This window comes from Rhodanobacter sp. OR92 (assembly GCF_000427545.1).
Taxonomy (GTDB): domain Bacteria; phylum Pseudomonadota; class Gammaproteobacteria; order Xanthomonadales; family Rhodanobacteraceae; genus Rhodanobacter; species Rhodanobacter denitrificans.
Genome location: NZ_KE386556.1, coordinates 541,992 through 560,754, shown reverse-complemented (window position 1 = coordinate 560,754; position 18,763 = coordinate 541,992). Strand labels below are relative to the sequence as shown.

Here is an 18,763-nt window from a genome sequence, read left to right as displayed (position 1 = left end):
CAAGCCAACGACACCGTCTTGCGCAGCAAGCGACCGGAGCTGGTGCGGCAGGAAATCTGGGGGCTGCTGATCGCCTACAACTTGCTGCGCTGGGAAATGCACCAAACCGCTGGTGAGCTGGGCGTGCCACCGACCCGGCTCAGCTTCCAGGGGTTCACGCGCGCCATCGTGGCCGAGTTGCGATACGCCCCGCTGGAAACACCCGGCGCCTTTCCCAAACGACTCGCCCGCCTCCGACAGCAAGCCCACATCTATCTGTTGCCCGCACGACGACAACGATCTTGCCCCCGTGAAGTCAAACGCCGACCCCACAAATACCCCACGAAAAATGCCAGTCTGTCTTAACTGACTGGCATTAGCCATGAGGCGGGCTTCTCGGCCGGACCGCCACGCATCACTGCGGGTGTCGGCATCTGGATTTTGGCAGCCCCGGATGGATTCGAACCACCGAATGCCTGAGTCAGAGTCAGGTGCCTTACCGCTTGGCGACGGGGCTAGGAAGCTTAGTTTAGCGCTTCGAGAACTGCGTGGCGCGACGCGCCTTGTGCAGACCGACCTTCTTGCGCTCGACCTCGCGGGCGTCGCGGGTCACGAAGCCAGCCTTGCGCAGCGGCGACTTCAGGCTTTCGTCATACTCGATCAGCGCGCGGGCGATGCCCAGGCGGATTGCACCAGCCTGGCCGGTGATGCCGCCGCCGGCGACCGTCACCTTGATGTCGAACTTGTCGGTGTTCTGGGTCAGTTCGAGCGGCTGGCGCACGATCATGCACGAGGTCTCGCGGCCGAAGAACTGTTCGAGCGACTTGCCGTTGACTTCGATCGCGCCCTTGCCCTTGCGCAGGAACACGCGGGCGGCGGAGGTCTTGCGGCGGCCGGTGCCGTAATTCTGCTGGGTTGCCATGCTCATTTCCTTAGATCTCCAGCGCCTGCGGCTGCTGTGCGGTATGCGGATGCTCGGCGCCGCCGTAGACCTTGAGCTTGCGATACATCTCGCGGCCCAGCGGGTTCTTCGGCAGCATGCCCTTGACGGCGATCTCGATCACGCGCTCCGGGTAGGTCGCCAGCAGGTCCTTCAGGCTGGTGGTCTTCAGGTTGCCGACGTAACCGGTGAAGCGGTGGTACATCTTGTCGTCCAGCTTGGCGCCGGTGACCGCCACCTTCTGCGCGTTGATCACCACGATATAATCGCCGGTGTCGCAGTGCGGGGTGTATTCCGGCTTGTGCTTGCCGCGCAGACGACGGGCGATTTCGGTCGACAGGCGACCGAGCGTCTTGTTCGTGGCGTCGACCACGAACCAGTCGCGCTTGACGTTGTCGGCATTGGCGCTAAACGTTTTCATTTCAGAATACCTGTCTGCCGCCGTGAGGCGGTACGCATGATTCAGGAAAGCATGCTTCGGTGGAACAAAGGCGCGAGATGATAGCGGAGCCGTCATCCACGGCGCAAGCCTGCCGGTCGGCAAGCTGTGAGCTGGCAATGATAGCATGACCGGCAGGGTGCTTGAAAAGCCCCCAGCACGCGCCCGCTGGGCGTATCGCCGAGCTGGCTGCCCGAGGCGTCGGTGGCGGGTCTCTGCCGCCGGTATCGACGCACCGGGACTGGCCCCGGCACCTGCCGGCCTTGCCGGCCCAACAACTCGAACAGCTCCCCCGAACCAGGAAAGCCCATGACCGTGCGCACACTGAGCCCCCTCGACCGCCTGCTCGCCGGTTGTGAACGCGCGCTGGAGGCGATCGCCGGTTCACCGCAATCGCATCGGCGCTCACCCGCCCGCGGCATCGCCGAGACGGACATGGACGACGCCGACCGCCGCCACGCCGCCGGCCTGATGCGCGTCAACCACACCGGCGAGGTCTGCGCGCAGGCGCTGTACTTCGGCCAGGCCGCGCTGGCACGCCATGCCGACAACCGCCAGCACCTGCTGCATGCCGCCGTCGAGGAAACCGACCACCTGGCCTGGTGCGCCGAGCGCCTGCAGCAACTGGACAGCCGCCCGAGCCTGCTCAACCCGCTGTGGTACGCCGGCAGCTACGCGATCGGTGCCGCCGCCGCGCTGGCCGGCGATCCGCTCAGCCTGGGCTTCGTGGTCGAGACCGAGCGCCAGGTGGAGGCACACCTGGCCGAGCACCTGGAAAAGCTGCCCATGCAGGACGCGCGCTCGCGCGCGGTGCTGACCCAGATGCAGTCGGACGAGATTCGCCACGCGCAGGCCGCGCAGGCACGCGGCGGCGTCGAGCTGCCCGGGCCGCTGCCAACACTGATGCGGCTCAGCTCGTTGGTGATGAAAGCGGTGGCTTATCGCATATAGGCCCGGCTTCCCGCGAACGTGGCGGCACTTTGCTGCCGGATAATGCGCGAGGCCCGGCGGCGCATTCCCAGAAGCCGGTAATCTGCCGAATGGCGTTCGGCGCGGAATTGAAACTCCGGAAAACGGTCGACACCCAACGAACAATGCGGCCCGGTTCCCCGGGCCGCATTGCGAATCCAACGCTTGCTCGGCTTTCCCAGCTTACTTGCCGCTTTGGTAAAGCGAGAAGTAGCGACCGGCTGCGACGGCATAGGCAGCGCGGGTGACCGAGAGACTCGGATCGAAGTAGGCGTGCAGGGTCGGCTGCAAGTCATACGGCCCCTGGACCACCGTGAAACGCGCATTGATGACGCCGCGATCCAGCGCCAACTGCACGTAACCACGCAGGTTGGCCGGAATCGAAGCCGCATCGTCGAGCGGGATGCGCCGGCCATCGTAGAACGCGGTGAGAGTGCCGGTAAACGAGCGCGCCTCATTCTGCAACGCCAGGCTTTGCACCAGGGAGTAGGCGAGGCCAAGTCGACTGACGCTGTCGTTCGACCGGAACGCGCCGTTCGGCTGCAGGGTCATCACGCCGTCCTGGCCATTGCTCAGATCACGCAAGGCACCCCCACGGGCGATGGCCGATTCGGCAAACGGATACATGCTGTCGCTGGCACCGACATCGGTAAAGCTGGGCTTGCCGGAGAACGGCAGGTATTGGCGCACGCTGGCGCCCATCAGCAGGTATTGCGCCAGTTCGCCACGCTTGAGGAACTGGTCGGGACGGAACTGCCCGTTCGGATAACCGTCGACGAGGCGGTTGGCAACGGCGAACTGGATCGCCGACCTGGCCGGATGATTGGCGATGTCGCTGAGCCCGGTGTAACCGCCGCTGTTCAGGAAGCCGACCTCGCCGGTCACCGTGCCAGGCGCCGCATAGCCGTTGGTGACCTTGGCCGGATCGAGGCCGACGCCGGAGACCGAACCGATGCCGCGCACGGTAACCCGCCACACGCCCGGCTTGGCCGGCGCGCCGGTGGTGACCGTATCGCCGATGACCGGCAGGGCGATCGACGAGCCATAGCGCACGCCGTCCGGGTCGATCAGCACCAGCGCCAGGGTATTGGCGTCGATGGTGGCGCGCGCGCTCACCCAGGCCGTCTCCGGCCCGACCGTGAAGGACTGCTCGCCCACCGGGCCCACCGGCGCGAAGTTCACCGAGAACGGCACCGGCGGCGGTCCGGCGACGATCACCTGGTTGCTGTTGAAGCTGTTCAGCGCGTTCACCGTCGCGCCGAAACCGTTACGCACGCCAGCGGCTTCGGCCACGGCGGTATAGGCGTTGATGTGCCCCGCGCCGGCTTCCCACGGCAGTCGACCGGTCATGTTGGTGGCGGTACGCGCGATGATGTCGCGGACATTCGCCGGGGTGAGGTTCGGGTTGGCCTCGAGCATCAGCGCGACGATGCCCGCCACGTGCGGCGTGGCCATCGAGGTACCGCTCATCACGGTGTAGAACGGCAAGTTGGCCGGCGAAAGAGTCGCCGCGTCTTTTTCAGCCGCAAGTGCCGGCAGCGTGCCCGTGCTGTCGCGGGTGGAGACGATGTCTACGCCAGGGGCCACGATGGTCGGCTGGTTGACGTAGGTCCACTGCACGCCGTCGGGCATCCTGAAAGTACCCGACTCGCCACGCTTGCCGCGCGAGGAAAAACCGGTCAGCACGCCGTTCTTCTCGCCGGCGCCAACCGAAATGACCCAGGGAGCCTGGGCATACGGGTTGTGGGTATCTTCACCCGGACCGTCGTTGCCGGCGGCGAACACGCTGACGATGCCGCGCTTGTACAGCTCGTAGGTGGCGATGTTGACCGGGTTCGCCGGATCGAATTTGCCCGAGCTGCCCCAGGAGTTGCTGGTCACGCGGATCGGGTTGTGGAAACTGAACTGGTTGGTCGCGGCGTAGTCGAGGCCGCCGACCGCGTCGAGGATGAGCAACACCGCACCGGAACCGTAGCCGACCAAATCGGCGCCCGGCGCCACCCCGCGGTACAGGCCATTCGAGCGCGCGCCGGTGCCGCCGATGGTGCCGGCGCAGTGGGTGCCGTGGCCCGAACCCCAGTCGGTATTGGGCACGCCCTCGACGTAGGTGATCGGCAGCATCGAGTCGTACGCGGCGAGGTTGGTGGCGCCCTGCGCGTTTTGCACCAGATGCGGGCCATACTGCAGGTCCATATGGGTGCCGTCGACGCCGGAGTCGTTGACCAGCACGCTCACGCCCTTGCCGCTGAACGGGATCGCGCGACGGTAGTCGGCCGGGTTCTCGACCGCGCGCGCGGCGCCGGATATCTCGCGGGCCTCCTGGTTGAGATACTCCAGCGGCGAATTGAAGAAGATCGAGACCACATCACTGTGCCGGGCCAGCGCACGGATCTGTTCCGGGGTGGCCAGCGCGCCGGCGATCGGCAGCGTGTGCATGGTCACGCCCTTGCTGATGCCCAGCGCATTGAGCTCGGCCACCTGCCCGGCCGTCACCGGGCCGGACTGCTGGTAGCTGATGACGACCTGCAACTGGTCCGTGGGGGCGGCAACACCCATCTTCGTCAGCAGTTGCGGGTCGAGCTGGGCATCGGCCAGCGCAACGCCGCTGGCCAGCAGGCCTGCCGCCACGGCACAGAGGCGGAAGGTCCTGCGTTTGACGTTTGGAACAAACATGGACGACATAGTGATGGCCCCGGAGATTCGCCCGCCGGAAATGGGGCGCCCCCGGAGTATCCCGACCGACATGGCGGCTTCTCCATCCGGGATTGCACCCACCCGCCACAGGGGAAATCACCCACGCCTCCATTCCGCTGGCATCCCGATATCCACGCCCCGGCCGATTGGCAGCAGCGCGCATGTCGATCAGCGGAGGGCGCCGCCCGCGATTGTCCGCACTCCGGCGAGTGTGCCACCGGGCACCAGACGCGCCCGTACTGAGTGAACTCCCCTATTGGCGCCACCGCACCGGATCGGCTAGGTTCAGGCGTCCGCACGATTTTCCGAACGCCTGCCGTCATCGGCGTCGCATTGCAGGAGTCCGTCATGCCGAAATTCGCTCTCACCGCCAAGCTGGTGTTCGGCCTGGCCCTTTGCCTGTGCGCCCCGCTGGCCCTGGCGCAGAACTTGCCTGTCACCGTCGCGGTCGCCGGCAACGTGGCGACGGTGCGGGTCGACCTGCCTACCCAGCAGATGCTGGCCGAAGTGATCCTGACCTTCGACGACAGCCTGGGCCTGACTCCGGGCAGTCTCGGCGTGAGTGCGCAGCTGGTGGACCTGTCCAGTCCAGCGCTGCTGGGGCGACTGCCCAATGCCAGCCTGAACCGGCTCGATCCTTCGTTTGCGCTGATGGTCACGATCGAGCCGCCGGCACTCGGTGGTCTCAGCTTTCAGCGCACCGTGCACGTCGAGGTGCATACCCATGCGCTCGCCTACACGGCAGGAAGCCAGTTGCGCCTGTTCAAGGCACCGCTGAATGGAAGCTTCCGCGACATCACCGATGAGATTGCGCCCGGCAGCGTGCGCGCACGCGGCACCACCGGGGGCTTCTCGCAGTTCCTGGTACTGACCGATCTCCGCTCCAGCAGCGAGGTGGTGACGGACAAGTTCGGCCGGCTGCAGTCGCTGATCGCGGCGCTGCCGCTGTCCGAGCGCGGACCGCTGCAGATGAACGCGGACGCGGCGCAGAGCGCCGTCAATCAGGGACAGTTCGGCGACGCCCTGAGCTCACTCGATCAGCTGCGCGCGCGCGTGGTGAGCCGGGCCGGCACGGCGATTCCCTCGCAATGGCGGGCCACCCGCGATACCGATAACCAGGCTGGCGAACTACTGGCCGCCACCTCCACACTGGCTTTCAGTATCGGTTACCAGCGCGACTTCGGCCGCTGAAGGGTCTGACCGCGCGAAGGTGGGTGCAGGGGGCGGTACATGGCGGCCAAGCTGCTTGGCCGGGCCTTGCGCGGGGCCGTCTGTGCACGCGAATGCCGTGCGCTAATATGCCTGCATGCAGGCACGGCTGACCGCATTTGTCCCGGACCACGCCGCCCTCACCCGCTCTCTGAGCCCGGGTGACCGGTTGCGGATTGGTCGTGCCGACGACTGCGGGCTGCTGCTGGAACACCCCTCGATATCGCGCGCACACGCCGAACTTTTCGCCAGCGACGACGGACGCTGGCAGCTGGCCGACCTGCGCAGCAAGAACGGCAGCTTCGTTGAAGGCGCCCGGATCGACTCTGCCTCGATCGACACGTCCTGCTGGTTGCGCTTCGGCGATGTCCATTGCGAGTTGGCGCTGCTCGACGGCGCCGCGGCGGAAGCCGACGCCAGGCGCCGCAACGAACGTCACCGCACGGCTACCGCATGCACGGCCCACCTGGACACGATTGCCCGCAAGGACCGTAGCGATGATGCCCCCGGCCAGTCGCTGCCCGACGCCAGCCTGCGCGCGGTGGCCGAGCTCGCCGGCTGCAGCCGTGGCTTCCTGCTGGTCGACACGCACGGCCGCTACCGCGTCCTCGCCGCGCTCGCGCTGGATCCGTCGCAGATGATCGGTCGCGAATTCGCCGGCAGCCTCAGTGCGGTCACCCGCGCCATCGAGCAACGCCGCCCGGTCGTCTTCAACGACATCGGCGGCGATGTGTGGCCCGGCGCCTGTGCCTCGGTAGTCCAGGCCGGGTTGCGCACGCTGGTCTGTCTGCCGTTGCTCGACGGCAACCAGGTGCTCGGCGCGATCTACGCCGATCGCCGCGAACCGGGTCCGCCCCTGACCACGCTCGACCTGGAACTGCTGGAGGCGTTTGCCGACCGCACCGCGCTGTGGCTCATCGCGCGTCGCGCGCGCGAGGACCTGGCCATGTATCCATCCACGCCGCCACTCGACTGGAACAGCATCCTCACCGAGAGGATTCTGGAGACATGACGAGCCAGCCGACCGCCACTGGCATCTATGCGCACATGAACCTGGCGCCCGGCACGATGCTTGCCGGGCGTTTTCGCATCGAGGCGCTGCTCGGGGCGGGTGGCATGGGCGTGGTCTATCGTGCCCACGACACTGCGCTGGACGTGCCGGTCGCGCTCAAACTGTTGCGGCCCGAGCTGGCGGTCCGATCGGATTCCTTTGAACGATTTCGCCAGGAGCTGTTGCTCGCGCGCCAGGTTTCCAGCCCGCATGTGGTGCGCATCCACGACCTCGCCCAGCACGATGGCCACTGGCTGATCAGCATGGATTATGTCGACGGCGAAGGGCTGGACCAGCGCATCGACCGTGGCGCGATGCCGCTGGAGGACGCGTTGCGGATCGCACGGCAGATCGCTCTCGGCCTGCAGGCTGCCCATGCCCGGATGGTGGTACATCGCGACCTGAAGCCGGCCAACGTGCTCGTCGACCGCGAGGGCAACGCGTACATCAGCGACTTCGGCGTGGCCCGTTCGCTCGCCAGCAGCGGCCTCACCCTCGCCGGTACGGGCGCGGTGATCGGCACTCCCGATTACCTCTCCCCGGAACAAGCCCGCGGTGATCCGGTCGATACGCGCAGCGATCTGTATGCACTGGGCCTGATCATGCACGAGATGCTGACGGGCGCGCCTGCGTTCCAGGGCGCCACTGCCGCCGAGGCAATCGTCCAGCGACTGGTCCGCACCCCGTCGCCGGTCACCCGCGAACGCCCCGACGTGCCGGCCTGGGTCGCCCGACTGATCGAACGACTGCTGCGACCGCGTCCGGCGCACCGACTGCCGGATGCGGCCGCCGTGATCCAGGCCATAGACCGCCGCGCGATGCCGCGCGATCTGCGTGCGCATCGTCGCGCCTGGCTCGCAACGGTAGCCTTGCTGGCCTCGATCGGCATCACGGGCACGCTTTGGTGGATGCCACACGACAAGACGACCGGCAACGACGCCTCGCCACCGCTCCATCGGGTTCTGGTGTTGCCGTTGCGTGGCGCGGCACTGCCGGTACCGCGCGTGATCGCACTGGACGCCTACCTGCGCGCGACCCTGTTCGCGCTGCCCGGTGTCGCCAGCGTCGATACCGACCGGACCTTCCAGGCGCTGCGCCAGCTGGACGCGGCCGGCAGCACCCCCGACCCGGCCGCGCTGCGCCGCCTTGCTGCTGCCGATCGCACCTTGTCCCCGGATCTGCGCCAACGCAACGGTCACTGGTACGTGCACGCCGAGCTGCGCAAGGACGACGCCGCGACGCAGACCCTGGACGGTCCGCCAGCCGCCGACGCGGCCACCGCCTTGCATGCCTGGCTCGCCCAGCCGGCCCTGGCCAAGGCACTCGGCGCACCTGCGCCCGCACCCGAGCTGAAACTGCCCGCCGAAGTCGCGACGCTGGATGCATTTGGCGCGGTCCTGCAGGTGCGTGAGAACGACAACATCCCTGCCGCACTGGCGGATTTGCGCGCCATCACCCGGCGCGAGCGCAACGACCCTGTGCTGTGGCACGCCCAGCTGCGCCTTGCGCAGGCGGTCGGCGAGCGCGATGTGGCGCTCGACGCCATCGAACAGGGGCAGCGTGCGGCCAACGCCGCGCCTGTCCGCCTGCAACGCGTGTTCGCCGCGGAGCGCGCGCTGTACGATGGCGACGTTCCGGCTGCGATCGCGCAATGGCGTGCGCAACTGGCTGAAACACCCGACGACACCCTGACCGACCTGCAACTCGCGCGAGCCCAGGGCGGCGGCGGGGATTTTCGTGCCGCCATGGCCAGACTGTCACAACTTACCGCTCGCGACGGCGACGACCCGCGCGCCTGGTTCGAGCTGGGCAAGTTCTCGATCATGCAAGGTGAGGCGAGGCGCGCCGTCGACGATTATCTGGTGCGCGCGCTGGTGCTCTACAAGCGCGGCAGAAACCCCTATGGAGTCGCGGAAACAACCAATGCGCTCGGCATCGGCTACGGCCGCCTCGGCCAGACCGCCAATGCCGAGGAGCAATACCGCAAGGCCGCGACGCTCCAGCGCGATGTCGGCAACCGCCGTGGCGTGGCCACCAGCCTGCGCAATCTGGCCAACGTGTTGAGCCTTCGCGGGGCCTTTGACGAAGCCGGCAACGCACTTGCGCAGGCCCGTGCGCTGACGGTCGAACTCGACGACCGCGAGGGGCTGGCTGCCGTGGACAACGAACTCGGCGTGCTTGCCGAGGAACGCGGCGACTACCTCGGGGCACTCGAAGCCTACCGTCGTGCGTTGCAGGGCTGGCAGCAGGTCGGCGACGCACATGGACTGGCCCAGGCACTCAACGATATTGGCTTCGCCAACTTCCAGCTCGGCCGGTACGACGACGCGCAGAGCTACTGGCAACGCACCGCGGAAAGTGAGGCTGGCCTCGGCGACACCGGCCGCATCCGCACCGGGCAGAACCTGGGGCTGCTGGCGGCGGCGCGTGGCCATTGGCAGGAGGCGCGCAAACTGCAGGAAGGCGCGCTGGCCGAAGCTGAAAGGCAGCAGATGCCCGAGGAGGCGGCCGTGAGCCGGCGCAATCTGGCCAAGCTCGCGTTGATGCAGGGCGATGTGGCCGATTCGCTCGCCCAGGCCGACAAGGCCATCGCCCTGTTCAGCCAGCGCAGCGATCGGCGTGGCGAAGCCGACACGCGCCTGTTGCGCGTGCAGGCACTGCTCGCCGCGGGCGCTGAGGCCACGGCACGGCGCGAACTCAAACCGCTCGAAAGTGCCGACCCCGGCACCTCAGTCGAGCAGCGTGCCGGGGTCGAGATCGTGCGTGCGCAACTGGCCTTGCATGCGGGTGACCTGGAGAGCACGGTCGCAGCCTTGGACAACGCACAGCCGTTGGCCAAGGCGTCGGGAGTGCGCGAACTTCAGCTGCGGGTCGCGCTGCTGCGCGCGCATATCGACCCGCGTGCCGATACCGGGCTGGATAGCGCAACCGCGATGCTCGGCAATGCCGAATTGCGGTTGGACTGGCTGACCCTGGCGATGAAACATGCGCTCGCCGCGCACGACGCGACGGCGGCACGGCGCGCCTACCGCGAAGCGATCAGCCTGATGCACGGCAGCGAGGTGCTGGGAGCGCCGCAGATATACACGTTGGGCGCCAGCGCCCAGCGGCTGGCGGGCGACGCCGCCGGAGCGGCAGCTGCCGAGCAAGCCGCGGCTGCCGCGCAGGCTGCCTTCCGGGCCAAACTGCCCACGCAACTGCGCGATGCGGGAAGTTCATCCCCCGTCCGCCGCGTGGGAGCGGACACCACGCCATGACCCGCGATACCCCGCCGCCTCCCGCCGAAGCCCATTTGCGCTACCAGCACCTGCTGCAGCGGCTCGAAGCGAGCGAGCGCGAATTCCGCCGCCTCGGCCGCTCGGTGCTGCATGTGCAGGAGGATGAGCGGCGCCGCCTCGCGCGCGATCTGCATGATGGCGTCGGCCAGAACCTGACGGCGCTCAAGCATCGACTCGCGCAGATCGGCGACGCGCTGCCGGCGGAACTGGGGACGTTGCGTGCCAGCCTCGACGAGGCGATCGCGTTGTGCGCCGATACCCTCGACGACACCCGCCAACTCTCGCGGCTGTTGCGTCCGCCGATCCTCGACGACCTCGGCCTGGAACCGGCGCTGCGCTGGCTGGCGCGCAGCCTCGGCGAAGCCGCCGGCATCGCGATCACCGTGGAAATCGAACCGCTGCCCGCCCTCGACGAGGAGTTGCAGACGCTGCTGTTCCGCGTCGCCCAGGAAGCCCTCAACAACGTGGCCAAGCATGCCGGTGCACGCAGCGTACTGGTGCATCTGGTCGAGCGCAGCGGCCGCATGCAACTGCAGATCGTCGACGACGGATGCGGCTTTGACCCGGTGCAGACACAGGCTGCCGGCGGCACTGGCCTGGGCGGTATCCGCGAACGCCTGCAATTGTTCAACGGCCAGTTCGAGCTGCGTTCCACTTCCGGCCATGGCACCCGTCTGCGCGCAGTCGTGCCGCTGGACAATCGTTGACTCATGCACGCCCGGTTGCGCTTGACGCAACCGGAGATGGCGTGCAGGGTATCCCACATGCCGCCCAAGCCCATCCGCGTCCTGCTCGTGGACGATCACAACCTGGTCCGCGAGAGCCTCGTCGGGATCCTGCAGAGTGATGGCGACATCGAGGTCATCGCGCAGGCGGCCGACGGCGTCGAGGCCATCGGCAAGGCATTGGCCACTCGCCCGGATATCGTCATCACCGACCTGTCGATGCCGCGCCTGAACGGCATCGAGCTCGTGCGCCGTCTGAACCAGGAGTTGCCGGGCACGCGCGTGCTGGTGCTGACCATGCACCAGGAGGACCAGTACGTGCTGCAGGCCGTGCGCGTCGGAGCCAGTGGCTACCTGGTCAAGGACAGCGCGGCGGCTGAACTGCTTGCCGCCGTACGCAACGTCCATGCCGGACGCGGGCATTTCGGACCGCATGCCTCGCGCGCGCTGGCGGAGCAGCTGCAACACCCGGAGCGCCTGCCGGACGATCGCTACGAACTCCTCACCGCGCGCGAACGCGAAGTTTTCAGGCTGATTGCCGAGGGCCTGACCACCAAGGAGATCGCGCGCCGGCTGTCGATCAGCACCAAGACGGCGGAAAACCACCGCACCCGTGTGCTGACCAAGATCGCCGTACGCAATACCGCCGAGCTTGTGCGATATGCGCTGCGCCGCGGATTGCTCGACTAGAGATCCGCAGGACGGCACTGCCGCGGCTTGCCGCGCTCCGGCGTGTTCAAGACATGCCTGCAGCGTGCCATGATGGGCACCTGTACTTTTCCTGCTCATTCCGCGCGCTGCGTGCCAACGGCTTCCCGCATGCCCACTGCCCCTGATGCCGCCGATGGCTCGCCCGATTTCATCGAGACGTACCCCGACGCCCTGACTGCAGCACAGTGCGCGGCGCTGGTGGAACGTTTTGCGGCAAGCGGGAAAACCCGCCCGGGCCGGGTCGGCGGCGGTGTGCTGCCCGAACTGAAGGACAGCCAGGATCTCGCCCTCAGCGAACAGGCCGACTGGCGTGACGCGGAAGCGTTGCTCAATCAGGCGGTGTTCCGCGGCCTGCTGGCGTACCTGCGGCGGTATCCGCACGTGCTGATTGCCCCGCTGATGCTCGAGGTTCCGGGACCGGGCGGCACCCGCCATCGACTCACACCCGAGCGCCTCCGGGCCATGAACGACGACGCGCTGTCGTCGATGGCGGAAATGGTCTTCCGACCGGGTGCGATCAACCTGCAGCGCTACAGTGCGGGGCGCGGCGGCTATCCCTATTGGCATTGCGAACTGTACCCACGCGACCCGCGCGCGGACACCTTGCACCGGCACCTGCTGTGGACGATCTACCTCAACGACGGCTTCACCGAGGGGGAAACCGAGTTCCTCCATCAGCGGCGGAAAATCGTTCCGCGCGCCGGCACGCTGCTGCTGGCACCGGCTTCGTTCACCCACACCCACCGCGGCAACCGCCCGCAAGGCGGCGACAAGATCATCGCGACGAGCTGGGTACTGTTCCAGCGCGCCGAGCAGTTGTTCGGCGGAAGCTGAACGGCACGGGCGGCATGGCATGATTCCGACGGAAATCCCGGCGGGAAGTCGAGAAAAAACCCGCCTCCCGGCGGGTTTTCCGTTACATCAAGTTGCGCCCGTGGAACAGTTCCTCGATCTCGCGGCGCAGCAGCGACTCGATGCGCTGGCGTTCCTTGAACGAGAGGTCGTCGGCGTGCGACTCGAACAGGTAGGTGTCGAGGTCGAAGTCCTTGATGTGCATCTTCGTGTGGAACATGTTCTCCTGGTACACGTTGACGTCGAACATCTCGTATTTCTGGCGGATGTGCTTGGCCAGGTAGTCCTGCACCGAGTTGATCTTGTGGTCGATGAAGTGCTTCTTGCCCTTCACGTCGCGGGTGAAGCCACGCACGCGGTAGTCGCACACCACGATGTCCGACTCGAAGCTGTCGATCAGGTAGTTCAGCGCCTTCAGCGGCGAGATCACGCCGCAGGTGGCCACGTCGATGTCGGCGCGGAAGGTGGCGATGCCGTTGTGCGGATGCGTTTCCGGGTAGGTGTGGACGGTGATGTGGCTCTTGTCCATGTGCGCCACCACGGCGCCCGCGATGGAATCGCGGCCGAGCTTCTCGACCACCGGCTCCTCGGAGATCAGGATGGTCACCGAGGCGCCCTGCGGGTCGTAGTCCTGGCGGGCCACGTTCAGGATGTTCGCGCCGATGATCTCGGCCACGTCGGTGAGGATCTGGGTGAGGCGGTCGGCGTCGTACTGCTCGTCGATGTACTCGATGTAGCGCTGGCGCTGGTCCTCGGACACCGCGTAGCAGATGTCGTAGATGTTGAAGCTCAACGCCTTGGTCAGGTTGTTGAAACCCTGCAGGCGCAGACGGGGGAGTGGCTTGACCACGGGCGGCTCTCCATGGCCGAACGCTCGGCCAGCAGCAGAGGCGGGTTAGCGACAAGGGTCCCCGCGATTGGTGTGAAGCGCAGGCGTACAGCCTGCACGACCCTTGTGAACCGCATGCGACGACCCCGTCGCACCCGGAAGACCGCGAAGTATGCGGCAAACAGAAAAGAAATTGAACCTGCGACAATCGCTCAGGTTTGCCATAATGCCAGCTTGCAAGGATGGTCCATGAGCACGCACGGCGTGTGGCAACGGTTGCCACTGTTCAATGACAACCACCGGTAGGGGATGATCGTGGCGCAACTCAAGTACCAGCTCCAACAGGCTTTCGAACGCTCGCAGGCGCCGCTGGGCTTTGCCCCGGACCCGGCCGCAATGGAACGCTTCCTGGCGCTGTGCCATCGACGACGCTACCCGGGCAAGACCGCGATCATCCGCCCCGGCGACCCGGCCAACACCTTGTACTACGTGATCGAGGGCTCGCTGGCGGTGTGCACCGAGGATGAGCAGGGACGCGAACTGATCCTTGCCTACATCAGCCGCGGCCAGTTCATCGGCGAGATGGGCCTGTTCGTGGAGCAGGCCCAGCGCGAGTCGATGGTGCGCACGCGCACCCCGTGCGAGATGGCCGAGGTCAGCTACGAGCGCCTGTTCCAGCTGATGGAAGGCCCGCTGCGCGAGGAATGCCCGAAGATCCTGTTCGCGATCGGCTCGCAGTTGACCAACCGCCTGCTGCGCACCTCGCGCCAGGTCAGCCGGATGGCCTTCATGGACGTCACCAACCGCATCTCGCGCACCCTGCTCGACCTGTGCCAGGAGCCGGATTCGATGACCCATCCGGACGGCACCCAGATCCGCATCTCGCGCCAGGAAGTCAGCCGCATCGTCGGCTGCTCGCGCGAGATGGTCGGCCGCGTGCTCAAGCAGCTGGAGGAGCAGCGCATGATCGACGTCGCCGGCAAGACCATCGTGGTGCGCGGCACGCGCTGAGCCCTCGTGGAGTTCGCCACGTTCGACGTCTGAACCGGTTTTTTACGCAGACTGGTCGAGGATGGCGCTCCGCCACCGGCAGCGAGACAACGCTTGGATTACGGACAGTTCTTCGTCTTCGCCGGTGTCGGCTTGCTCGCGCAACTGGTCGATGGCGCGCTGGGCATGGCCTACGGGCTGGTCTCCAACTCGATCCTGCTGGCGCTGGGGCTGCCGCCGGCGGTGGCCAGCGCCACCGTGCACACTGCCGAAGTGTTCACCACCGGCGTCTCCGGCGCGGCGCATGCCTGGTTCGGCAACGTACGCTGGAAGTTGTTCTGGCAACTGGCCATCCCCGGCGCGATCGGCGGCATCCTCGGCGCGACCTTCCTGGCCAGCGTGCCGGGCGAAGCGATCCGGCCCTGGGTCAATGCCTACCTGCTGATCCTCGGCACGATGGTGCTGCTGCGCGCGTTCGGCCAGCGGCTGAGCCGCCATCGGGTACAGCACAGCGGCGTGCTGGGCTTCTTCGCCGGCCTGCTCGACGCCATCGGCGGCGGCGGCTGGGGGCCGCTGGCCACCAGCACCCTGATCGCGCGCGGCGGCGGCGTGCGCAGCACGATCGGCTCGGTCAACGCCGCCGAATTCGTGGTGACGGTGTGCGTCTCCGCCACCCTGGTCTGGCACGTCGGCGCCGGCCACTGGCCGATCGTGCTGGGCCTGCTCACCGGCGGCGTGATCGCCGCGCCGCTCGCCGCCTGGCTGGTGCACCACCTGCCCGAGCAGGCCGTGATGGCCGCGGTGGGCAGCCTGATCGTGCTGATCAGCCTGGGCCAACTGGCGCAGACGCTGCTGTAATGGCTAGAACCACTCGACGCGGGTGACCGCGCGGCCCAGCGCCTTCTCCACCTTCTTGCACAACGCGGGGGTGCCGTTGACCAGCACCGCCTCGGCGGCCAGCGCCAACATCGCCGCGTCGTACACCGAATCGCCGTAGGCGACCTGCCAGCCGCCGACGCCGTGCTCGGTCAGCGACTGCACCTTGCGGCGGCCCACGTTGTGCCGCAGCAGCCGCATGCCGAACCAGCCCGGCCTCAGCTGCGAAGCCAGCACCTCCAGCCCGGTCAGACCGAGCTGCTGCAGGATGCCGCTGGCCAGCGCGTGCTCGCAGCCGGTCACCACCAGCACGCGATCCCCCGCCAGCTGGTGCCGACGCAGTGCCTGCAGGCCGTCGCGGCAGAACTGCCTCGGCCGCCGCGCCAGCGTGGTGGCGAACGCGTTTGCCGCCAGCTGGTAGCGCCGCTCGCCCAGCCCCAGCAAGGCGATGCGCACCAGCGTGTACATCGGCCAGCGCCGCGAGAACGGACGCTGCACCAGCAACAGCGGTGAACACAGCAAGGCCAGCACGCAGCGCCACGGCGAACGCCGATAGCGCTCGCGCATGAACAGACGGAACGCATCGCCGCGGATCAGCACGCCATCGAAATCGAACAGCACCACGCGCGGCGACGCCGCGTCCGCGCCCGCCGGCATCACCGCTTCGCGTTCCGGCATCACCGTCACGGGATCGAGAACAGCCGCCGCAGCTCGGCCCCCGGGTCCTCGGCGCGCATGAACGCCTCGCCGACCAGGAACGCCTGGATACCGCCTGCGCGCAGGCGCGCCACGTCCTCCGGCGTGTGGATGCCGGACTCGGCCACCAGCACGCGGTCGTACTCGACCAGTTCCTGCAGGGCCAGCGAAGTCTCCAGCGAGGTCTCGAAGCTGCGCAGGTTGCGGTTGTTCACACCGATCAGCGGCACCGGCAACGCCATCGCGCGCTCCAGTTCCTCCTCGTCGTGCACCTCGCACAGCACGTCCAGGTCGAGCTCCGCCGCCAGCAGCGACAGCTGCAGCAGCACGTCATCGTCCAGCGCCGAGACGATCAGCAGCACGCAGTCGGCACCGATCGCCCGCGCCTCCTGCACCTGGTAGGCGTCGATGATGAAATCCTTGCGCAGCACCGGCAGCGAGCACGCCTCGCGCGCCTGCTGCAGGAACGCCTCGCTGCCCTGGAAGAAGTCGCTGTCGGTCAGCACCGACAGGCAGGCCGCGCCGGCGGCCGCGTAGCTCCTCGCGATCGCGGCCGGATCGAAGTTGGTGCGGATCAGGCCCTTGCTCGGGCTGGCCTTCTTCACCTCGGCGATCACCGCCGGCAGGCCGGCGTCGATCTTCGCCTCGATCGCCGCGGCGAAACCGCGGGTGCCGGGCAGCTCCGCGATGCGCGCGACCAGTTCGGCTTCCGGCAGCCGGGCCCGGCGCTCGGCGACCTCTTCCGCCTTGCGGGCAAGAATGCGATTGAGAATGTCGGTCATGGCATCTCACTGGTGGTATGGGAGCGCATCCCGTGCGCGGCAGGGGCACCGGCGCGCCGGTCTGCGGCAGCTTTGCGCACCATGTACGTCTTACGGCGGATTGGCAAGCCGTCGGGTGGCAGCCACGAACGCCTGCATTTTCGCATGCGCGGCGCCGCTGGCAATCGTGGCACGGGCCAGATCGATGCCTTCGCCGACCGAGGTGGCCACGTCGGCGGTGTACAGCGCCGCGCCGGCGTTCAGGCAGACGATGTCGTGCGCCACGCCGTGGCGACCCTGCAGCACCTCCAGCAGCATCGCCTTCGACTCGTGCGCATTTTCCACGCGCAAGTTGCGGCTGGACGCCATCGCCAGGCCGAAATCCTCCGGCTCCACCTCGTACTCGCGCACCACGCCGTCGCGCAATTCGCCGACCAGGGTCGCCGCACCCAGCGAGATCTCGTCCAGCCCGTCGCGCCCCCACACCACCAGCGCGTGCCGCGCGCCGAGCTGCTGCAGCACGCGCACCTGGATGCCGACCAGGTCGGGGTGGAACACGCCCATCAGGATGTTCGGCGCGCCGGCCGGGTTGGTCAGCGGGCCCAGGATATTGAACAGCGTGCGCACGCCCATTTCCTTGCGCACCGGCGCCACCACCTTCATCGCCGGATGGTGGTTCGGCGCGAACATGAAGCCGATGCCGGTCTCGGCCATGCACGCAGCCACCTGTGCCGGCGGCAGCTCGATCGCCGCGCCAAGCGCCTCCAGCACGTCGGCGCTGCCGGACTTCGACGACACGCTGCGCCCGCCGTGCTTGGCGATGCACGCGCCGGCCGCCGCCGCCACGAACATCGCCGTGGTGGAGATGTTGAAGCTGGAGGCACCGTCGCCGCCGGTGCCGACGATGTCGACGAAATGCGCGTGGGCCGGCACATCCACTTTCGCCGACAGCTCGCGCATCACCCGCGCCGCGCCGGTGATCTCGCCCACGGTTTCCTTCTTCACGCGCAGCCCGGTGATGATCGCCGCGGTCATCAGCGGGCTCACCTCGCCGCGCATGATCTGGCGCATCAGCGCGATCATCTCGTCGTGGAAGATCTCGCGGTGCTCGATCGTGCGCTGCAGGGCTTCCTGCGGCGTGATGGTGATGGCGCGCGCGCTCATGCCGCCAGCTTCCGCCGCGGCAGGCCGAGGAAGTTCGCCAGCAAGTCGTGGCCGTGCTGGGTCAGGATCGACTCGGGATGGAACTGCACGCCCTCGACCGCCAGTGTCTTGTGCTTGAGGCCCATGATCTCGTCGATCGAGCCGTCCGGGTTTTCCGTCCACGCGGTGACTTCCAGGCAATCGGGCAGCGACGACTGCTCCACCACCAGCGAGTGGTAGCGCGTCGCCTCGAACGGATTCGGCAGGCCGGCAAACACGCCCTGCCCGCGATGGATCACCGGCGACGTCTTGCCGTGCATGATCCGCTTCGCACGGATCACCTTGCCGCCGAACGCCTGGCCGATCGCCTGGTGGCCCAGGCACACGCCGAACACCGGGATCTCGCCGGCCAGCTCGCGCAGCACGTCCAGCGACACGCCCGCGTCATCCGGCGTGCCCGGCCCCGGCGAGATCATGATATGCGAGGGCTTCAGCGCGCGGATGCCCGCCACGTCCAGCGCATCGTTGCGCACCACCTTGACCGCCTGCCCCAACTCGCCCAGGTACTGCACGAGGTTGTAGGTGAAGCTGTCGTAGTTGTCGATCATCAGCAGCATGGTT

17 protein-coding genes, 1 tRNA gene and 1 pseudogene are annotated in these 18,763 nt (G+C 67.5%); 10 read left to right on the top strand and 9 right to left on the bottom strand.

Annotation, left to right across the window (positions count from 1 at the left end; all coding sequences use genetic code 11):
- Positions 1 to 345 (top strand): annotated as a pseudogene (locus RHOOR92_RS19870) (DDE transposase); the annotation flags it as partial.
- Between the two features lie 76 nt (positions 346 to 421).
- Here RHOOR92_RS19870 and RHOOR92_RS0114160 read toward each other — a convergent pair.
- The 3 genes from RHOOR92_RS0114160 to rplM form a co-directional block, all read right to left on the bottom strand.
- Positions 422 to 496 (bottom strand) — tRNA-Gln (locus RHOOR92_RS0114160).
- 12 nt (positions 497 to 508) lie between these two features.
- Entirely contained in the window at positions 509 to 901 is a 393-nt protein-coding gene (gene rpsI / locus RHOOR92_RS0114155; RefSeq protein ID WP_007509587.1) for a 30S ribosomal protein S9, read from the bottom strand.
- Positions 902 to 911: 10 nt separating this feature from the next.
- Positions 912 to 1,340 carry a 50S ribosomal protein L13 gene (rplM, locus tag RHOOR92_RS0114150; RefSeq protein ID WP_007509589.1) on the bottom strand — a complete coding sequence of 143 codons (429 nt, stop codon included), beginning with the start codon at positions 1,338 to 1,340 and terminating at the stop codon, positions 912 to 914.
- Positions 1,341 to 1,667: 327 nt separating this feature from the next.
- Between rplM and coq7 the strand changes: the two genes are divergently transcribed.
- The gene (coq7, locus tag RHOOR92_RS0114145) at positions 1,668 to 2,309 is read left to right on the top strand and encodes a 2-polyprenyl-3-methyl-6-methoxy-1,4-benzoquinone monooxygenase (RefSeq protein WP_007509591.1); all 642 of its coding nucleotides are present in this window, start codon (positions 1,668 to 1,670) and stop codon (positions 2,307 to 2,309) included.
- A 201-nt stretch (positions 2,310 to 2,510) separates the two neighbouring features.
- On the opposite strand, the gene RHOOR92_RS0114140 is transcribed toward coq7, so the two are convergent.
- On the bottom strand, positions 2,511 to 4,955 hold the full coding sequence (locus RHOOR92_RS0114140; RefSeq protein WP_027490552.1) for a S8 family serine peptidase: 2,445 nt from the start codon (positions 4,953 to 4,955) through the stop codon (positions 2,511 to 2,513).
- A gap of 414 nt (positions 4,956 to 5,369) precedes the next feature.
- On the opposite strand from RHOOR92_RS0114140, the gene RHOOR92_RS0114135 reads away from it, so the two are divergent.
- From RHOOR92_RS0114135 to RHOOR92_RS0114110, 6 genes are all read left to right on the top strand, one after another.
- Positions 5,370 to 6,212 carry a DUF6689 family protein gene (locus RHOOR92_RS0114135; protein ID WP_015448783.1) on the top strand — a complete coding sequence of 281 codons (843 nt, stop codon included), beginning with the start codon at positions 5,370 to 5,372 and terminating at the stop codon, positions 6,210 to 6,212.
- A 187-nt stretch (positions 6,213 to 6,399) separates the two neighbouring features.
- Positions 6,400 to 7,242, top strand: coding sequence for an FHA domain-containing protein (locus RHOOR92_RS0114130; RefSeq protein ID WP_027490551.1), 843 nt, complete (start codon positions 6,400 to 6,402; stop codon positions 7,240 to 7,242).
- Complete coding sequence (locus tag RHOOR92_RS0114125) at positions 7,239 to 10,538, top strand: serine/threonine-protein kinase (RefSeq protein ID WP_015448785.1); 3,300 nt, start codon at positions 7,239 to 7,241, stop codon at positions 10,536 to 10,538. Before RHOOR92_RS0114130 ends, RHOOR92_RS0114125 begins: the two co-directional genes overlap by 4 nt.
- The gene (locus RHOOR92_RS0114120) at positions 10,535 to 11,266 is read left to right on the top strand and encodes a sensor histidine kinase (protein ID WP_027490550.1); all 732 of its coding nucleotides are present in this window, start codon (positions 10,535 to 10,537) and stop codon (positions 11,264 to 11,266) included. Before RHOOR92_RS0114125 ends, RHOOR92_RS0114120 begins: the two co-directional genes overlap by 4 nt.
- Positions 11,267 to 11,323: 57 nt before the next feature.
- Complete coding sequence (locus RHOOR92_RS0114115; RefSeq protein WP_007509606.1) at positions 11,324 to 11,974, top strand: response regulator transcription factor; 651 nt, start codon at positions 11,324 to 11,326, stop codon at positions 11,972 to 11,974.
- 129 nt (positions 11,975 to 12,103) lie between these two features.
- Positions 12,104 to 12,829 carry a 2OG-Fe(II) oxygenase gene (locus RHOOR92_RS0114110; protein WP_007509608.1) on the top strand — a complete coding sequence of 242 codons (726 nt, stop codon included), beginning with the start codon at positions 12,104 to 12,106 and terminating at the stop codon, positions 12,827 to 12,829.
- 82 nt (positions 12,830 to 12,911) lie between these two features.
- Here RHOOR92_RS0114110 and speD read toward each other — a convergent pair whose 3' ends face one another.
- Positions 12,912 to 13,697 carry an adenosylmethionine decarboxylase gene (speD, locus tag RHOOR92_RS0114105; protein ID WP_007509610.1) on the bottom strand — a complete coding sequence of 262 codons (786 nt, stop codon included), beginning with the start codon at positions 13,695 to 13,697 and terminating at the stop codon, positions 12,912 to 12,914.
- A gap of 288 nt (positions 13,698 to 13,985) precedes the next feature.
- Between speD and crp the strand changes: the two genes are divergently transcribed.
- Complete coding sequence (gene crp, locus RHOOR92_RS0114100; RefSeq protein WP_007509612.1) at positions 13,986 to 14,687, top strand: cAMP-activated global transcriptional regulator CRP; 702 nt, start codon at positions 13,986 to 13,988, stop codon at positions 14,685 to 14,687.
- A gap of 93 nt (positions 14,688 to 14,780) precedes the next feature.
- The gene (locus tag RHOOR92_RS0114095; protein WP_027484587.1) at positions 14,781 to 15,524 is read left to right on the top strand and encodes a sulfite exporter TauE/SafE family protein; all 744 of its coding nucleotides are present in this window, start codon (positions 14,781 to 14,783) and stop codon (positions 15,522 to 15,524) included.
- 3 nt (positions 15,525 to 15,527) lie between these two features.
- On the opposite strand, the gene RHOOR92_RS0114090 is transcribed toward RHOOR92_RS0114095, so the two are convergent.
- The 4 genes from RHOOR92_RS0114090 to RHOOR92_RS0114075 form a co-directional block, all read right to left on the bottom strand.
- Positions 15,528 to 16,220 carry a haloacid dehalogenase-like hydrolase gene (locus RHOOR92_RS0114090; protein WP_037115501.1) on the bottom strand — a complete coding sequence of 231 codons (693 nt, stop codon included), beginning with the start codon at positions 16,218 to 16,220 and terminating at the stop codon, positions 15,528 to 15,530.
- A 5-nt stretch (positions 16,221 to 16,225) separates the two neighbouring features.
- Positions 16,226 to 17,020 carry an indole-3-glycerol phosphate synthase TrpC gene (gene trpC / locus RHOOR92_RS0114085; RefSeq protein WP_007509618.1) on the bottom strand — a complete coding sequence of 265 codons (795 nt, stop codon included), beginning with the start codon at positions 17,018 to 17,020 and terminating at the stop codon, positions 16,226 to 16,228.
- Between the two features lie 90 nt (positions 17,021 to 17,110).
- Entirely contained in the window at positions 17,111 to 18,163 is a 1,053-nt protein-coding gene (gene trpD, locus RHOOR92_RS0114080) for an anthranilate phosphoribosyltransferase (protein WP_037115449.1), read from the bottom strand.
- Entirely contained in the window at positions 18,160 to 18,759 is a 600-nt protein-coding gene (locus tag RHOOR92_RS0114075; RefSeq protein WP_007509622.1) for an aminodeoxychorismate/anthranilate synthase component II, read from the bottom strand. Before RHOOR92_RS0114075 ends, trpD begins: the two co-directional genes overlap by 4 nt.
- Positions 18,760 to 18,763 lie beyond the last annotated feature (4 nt).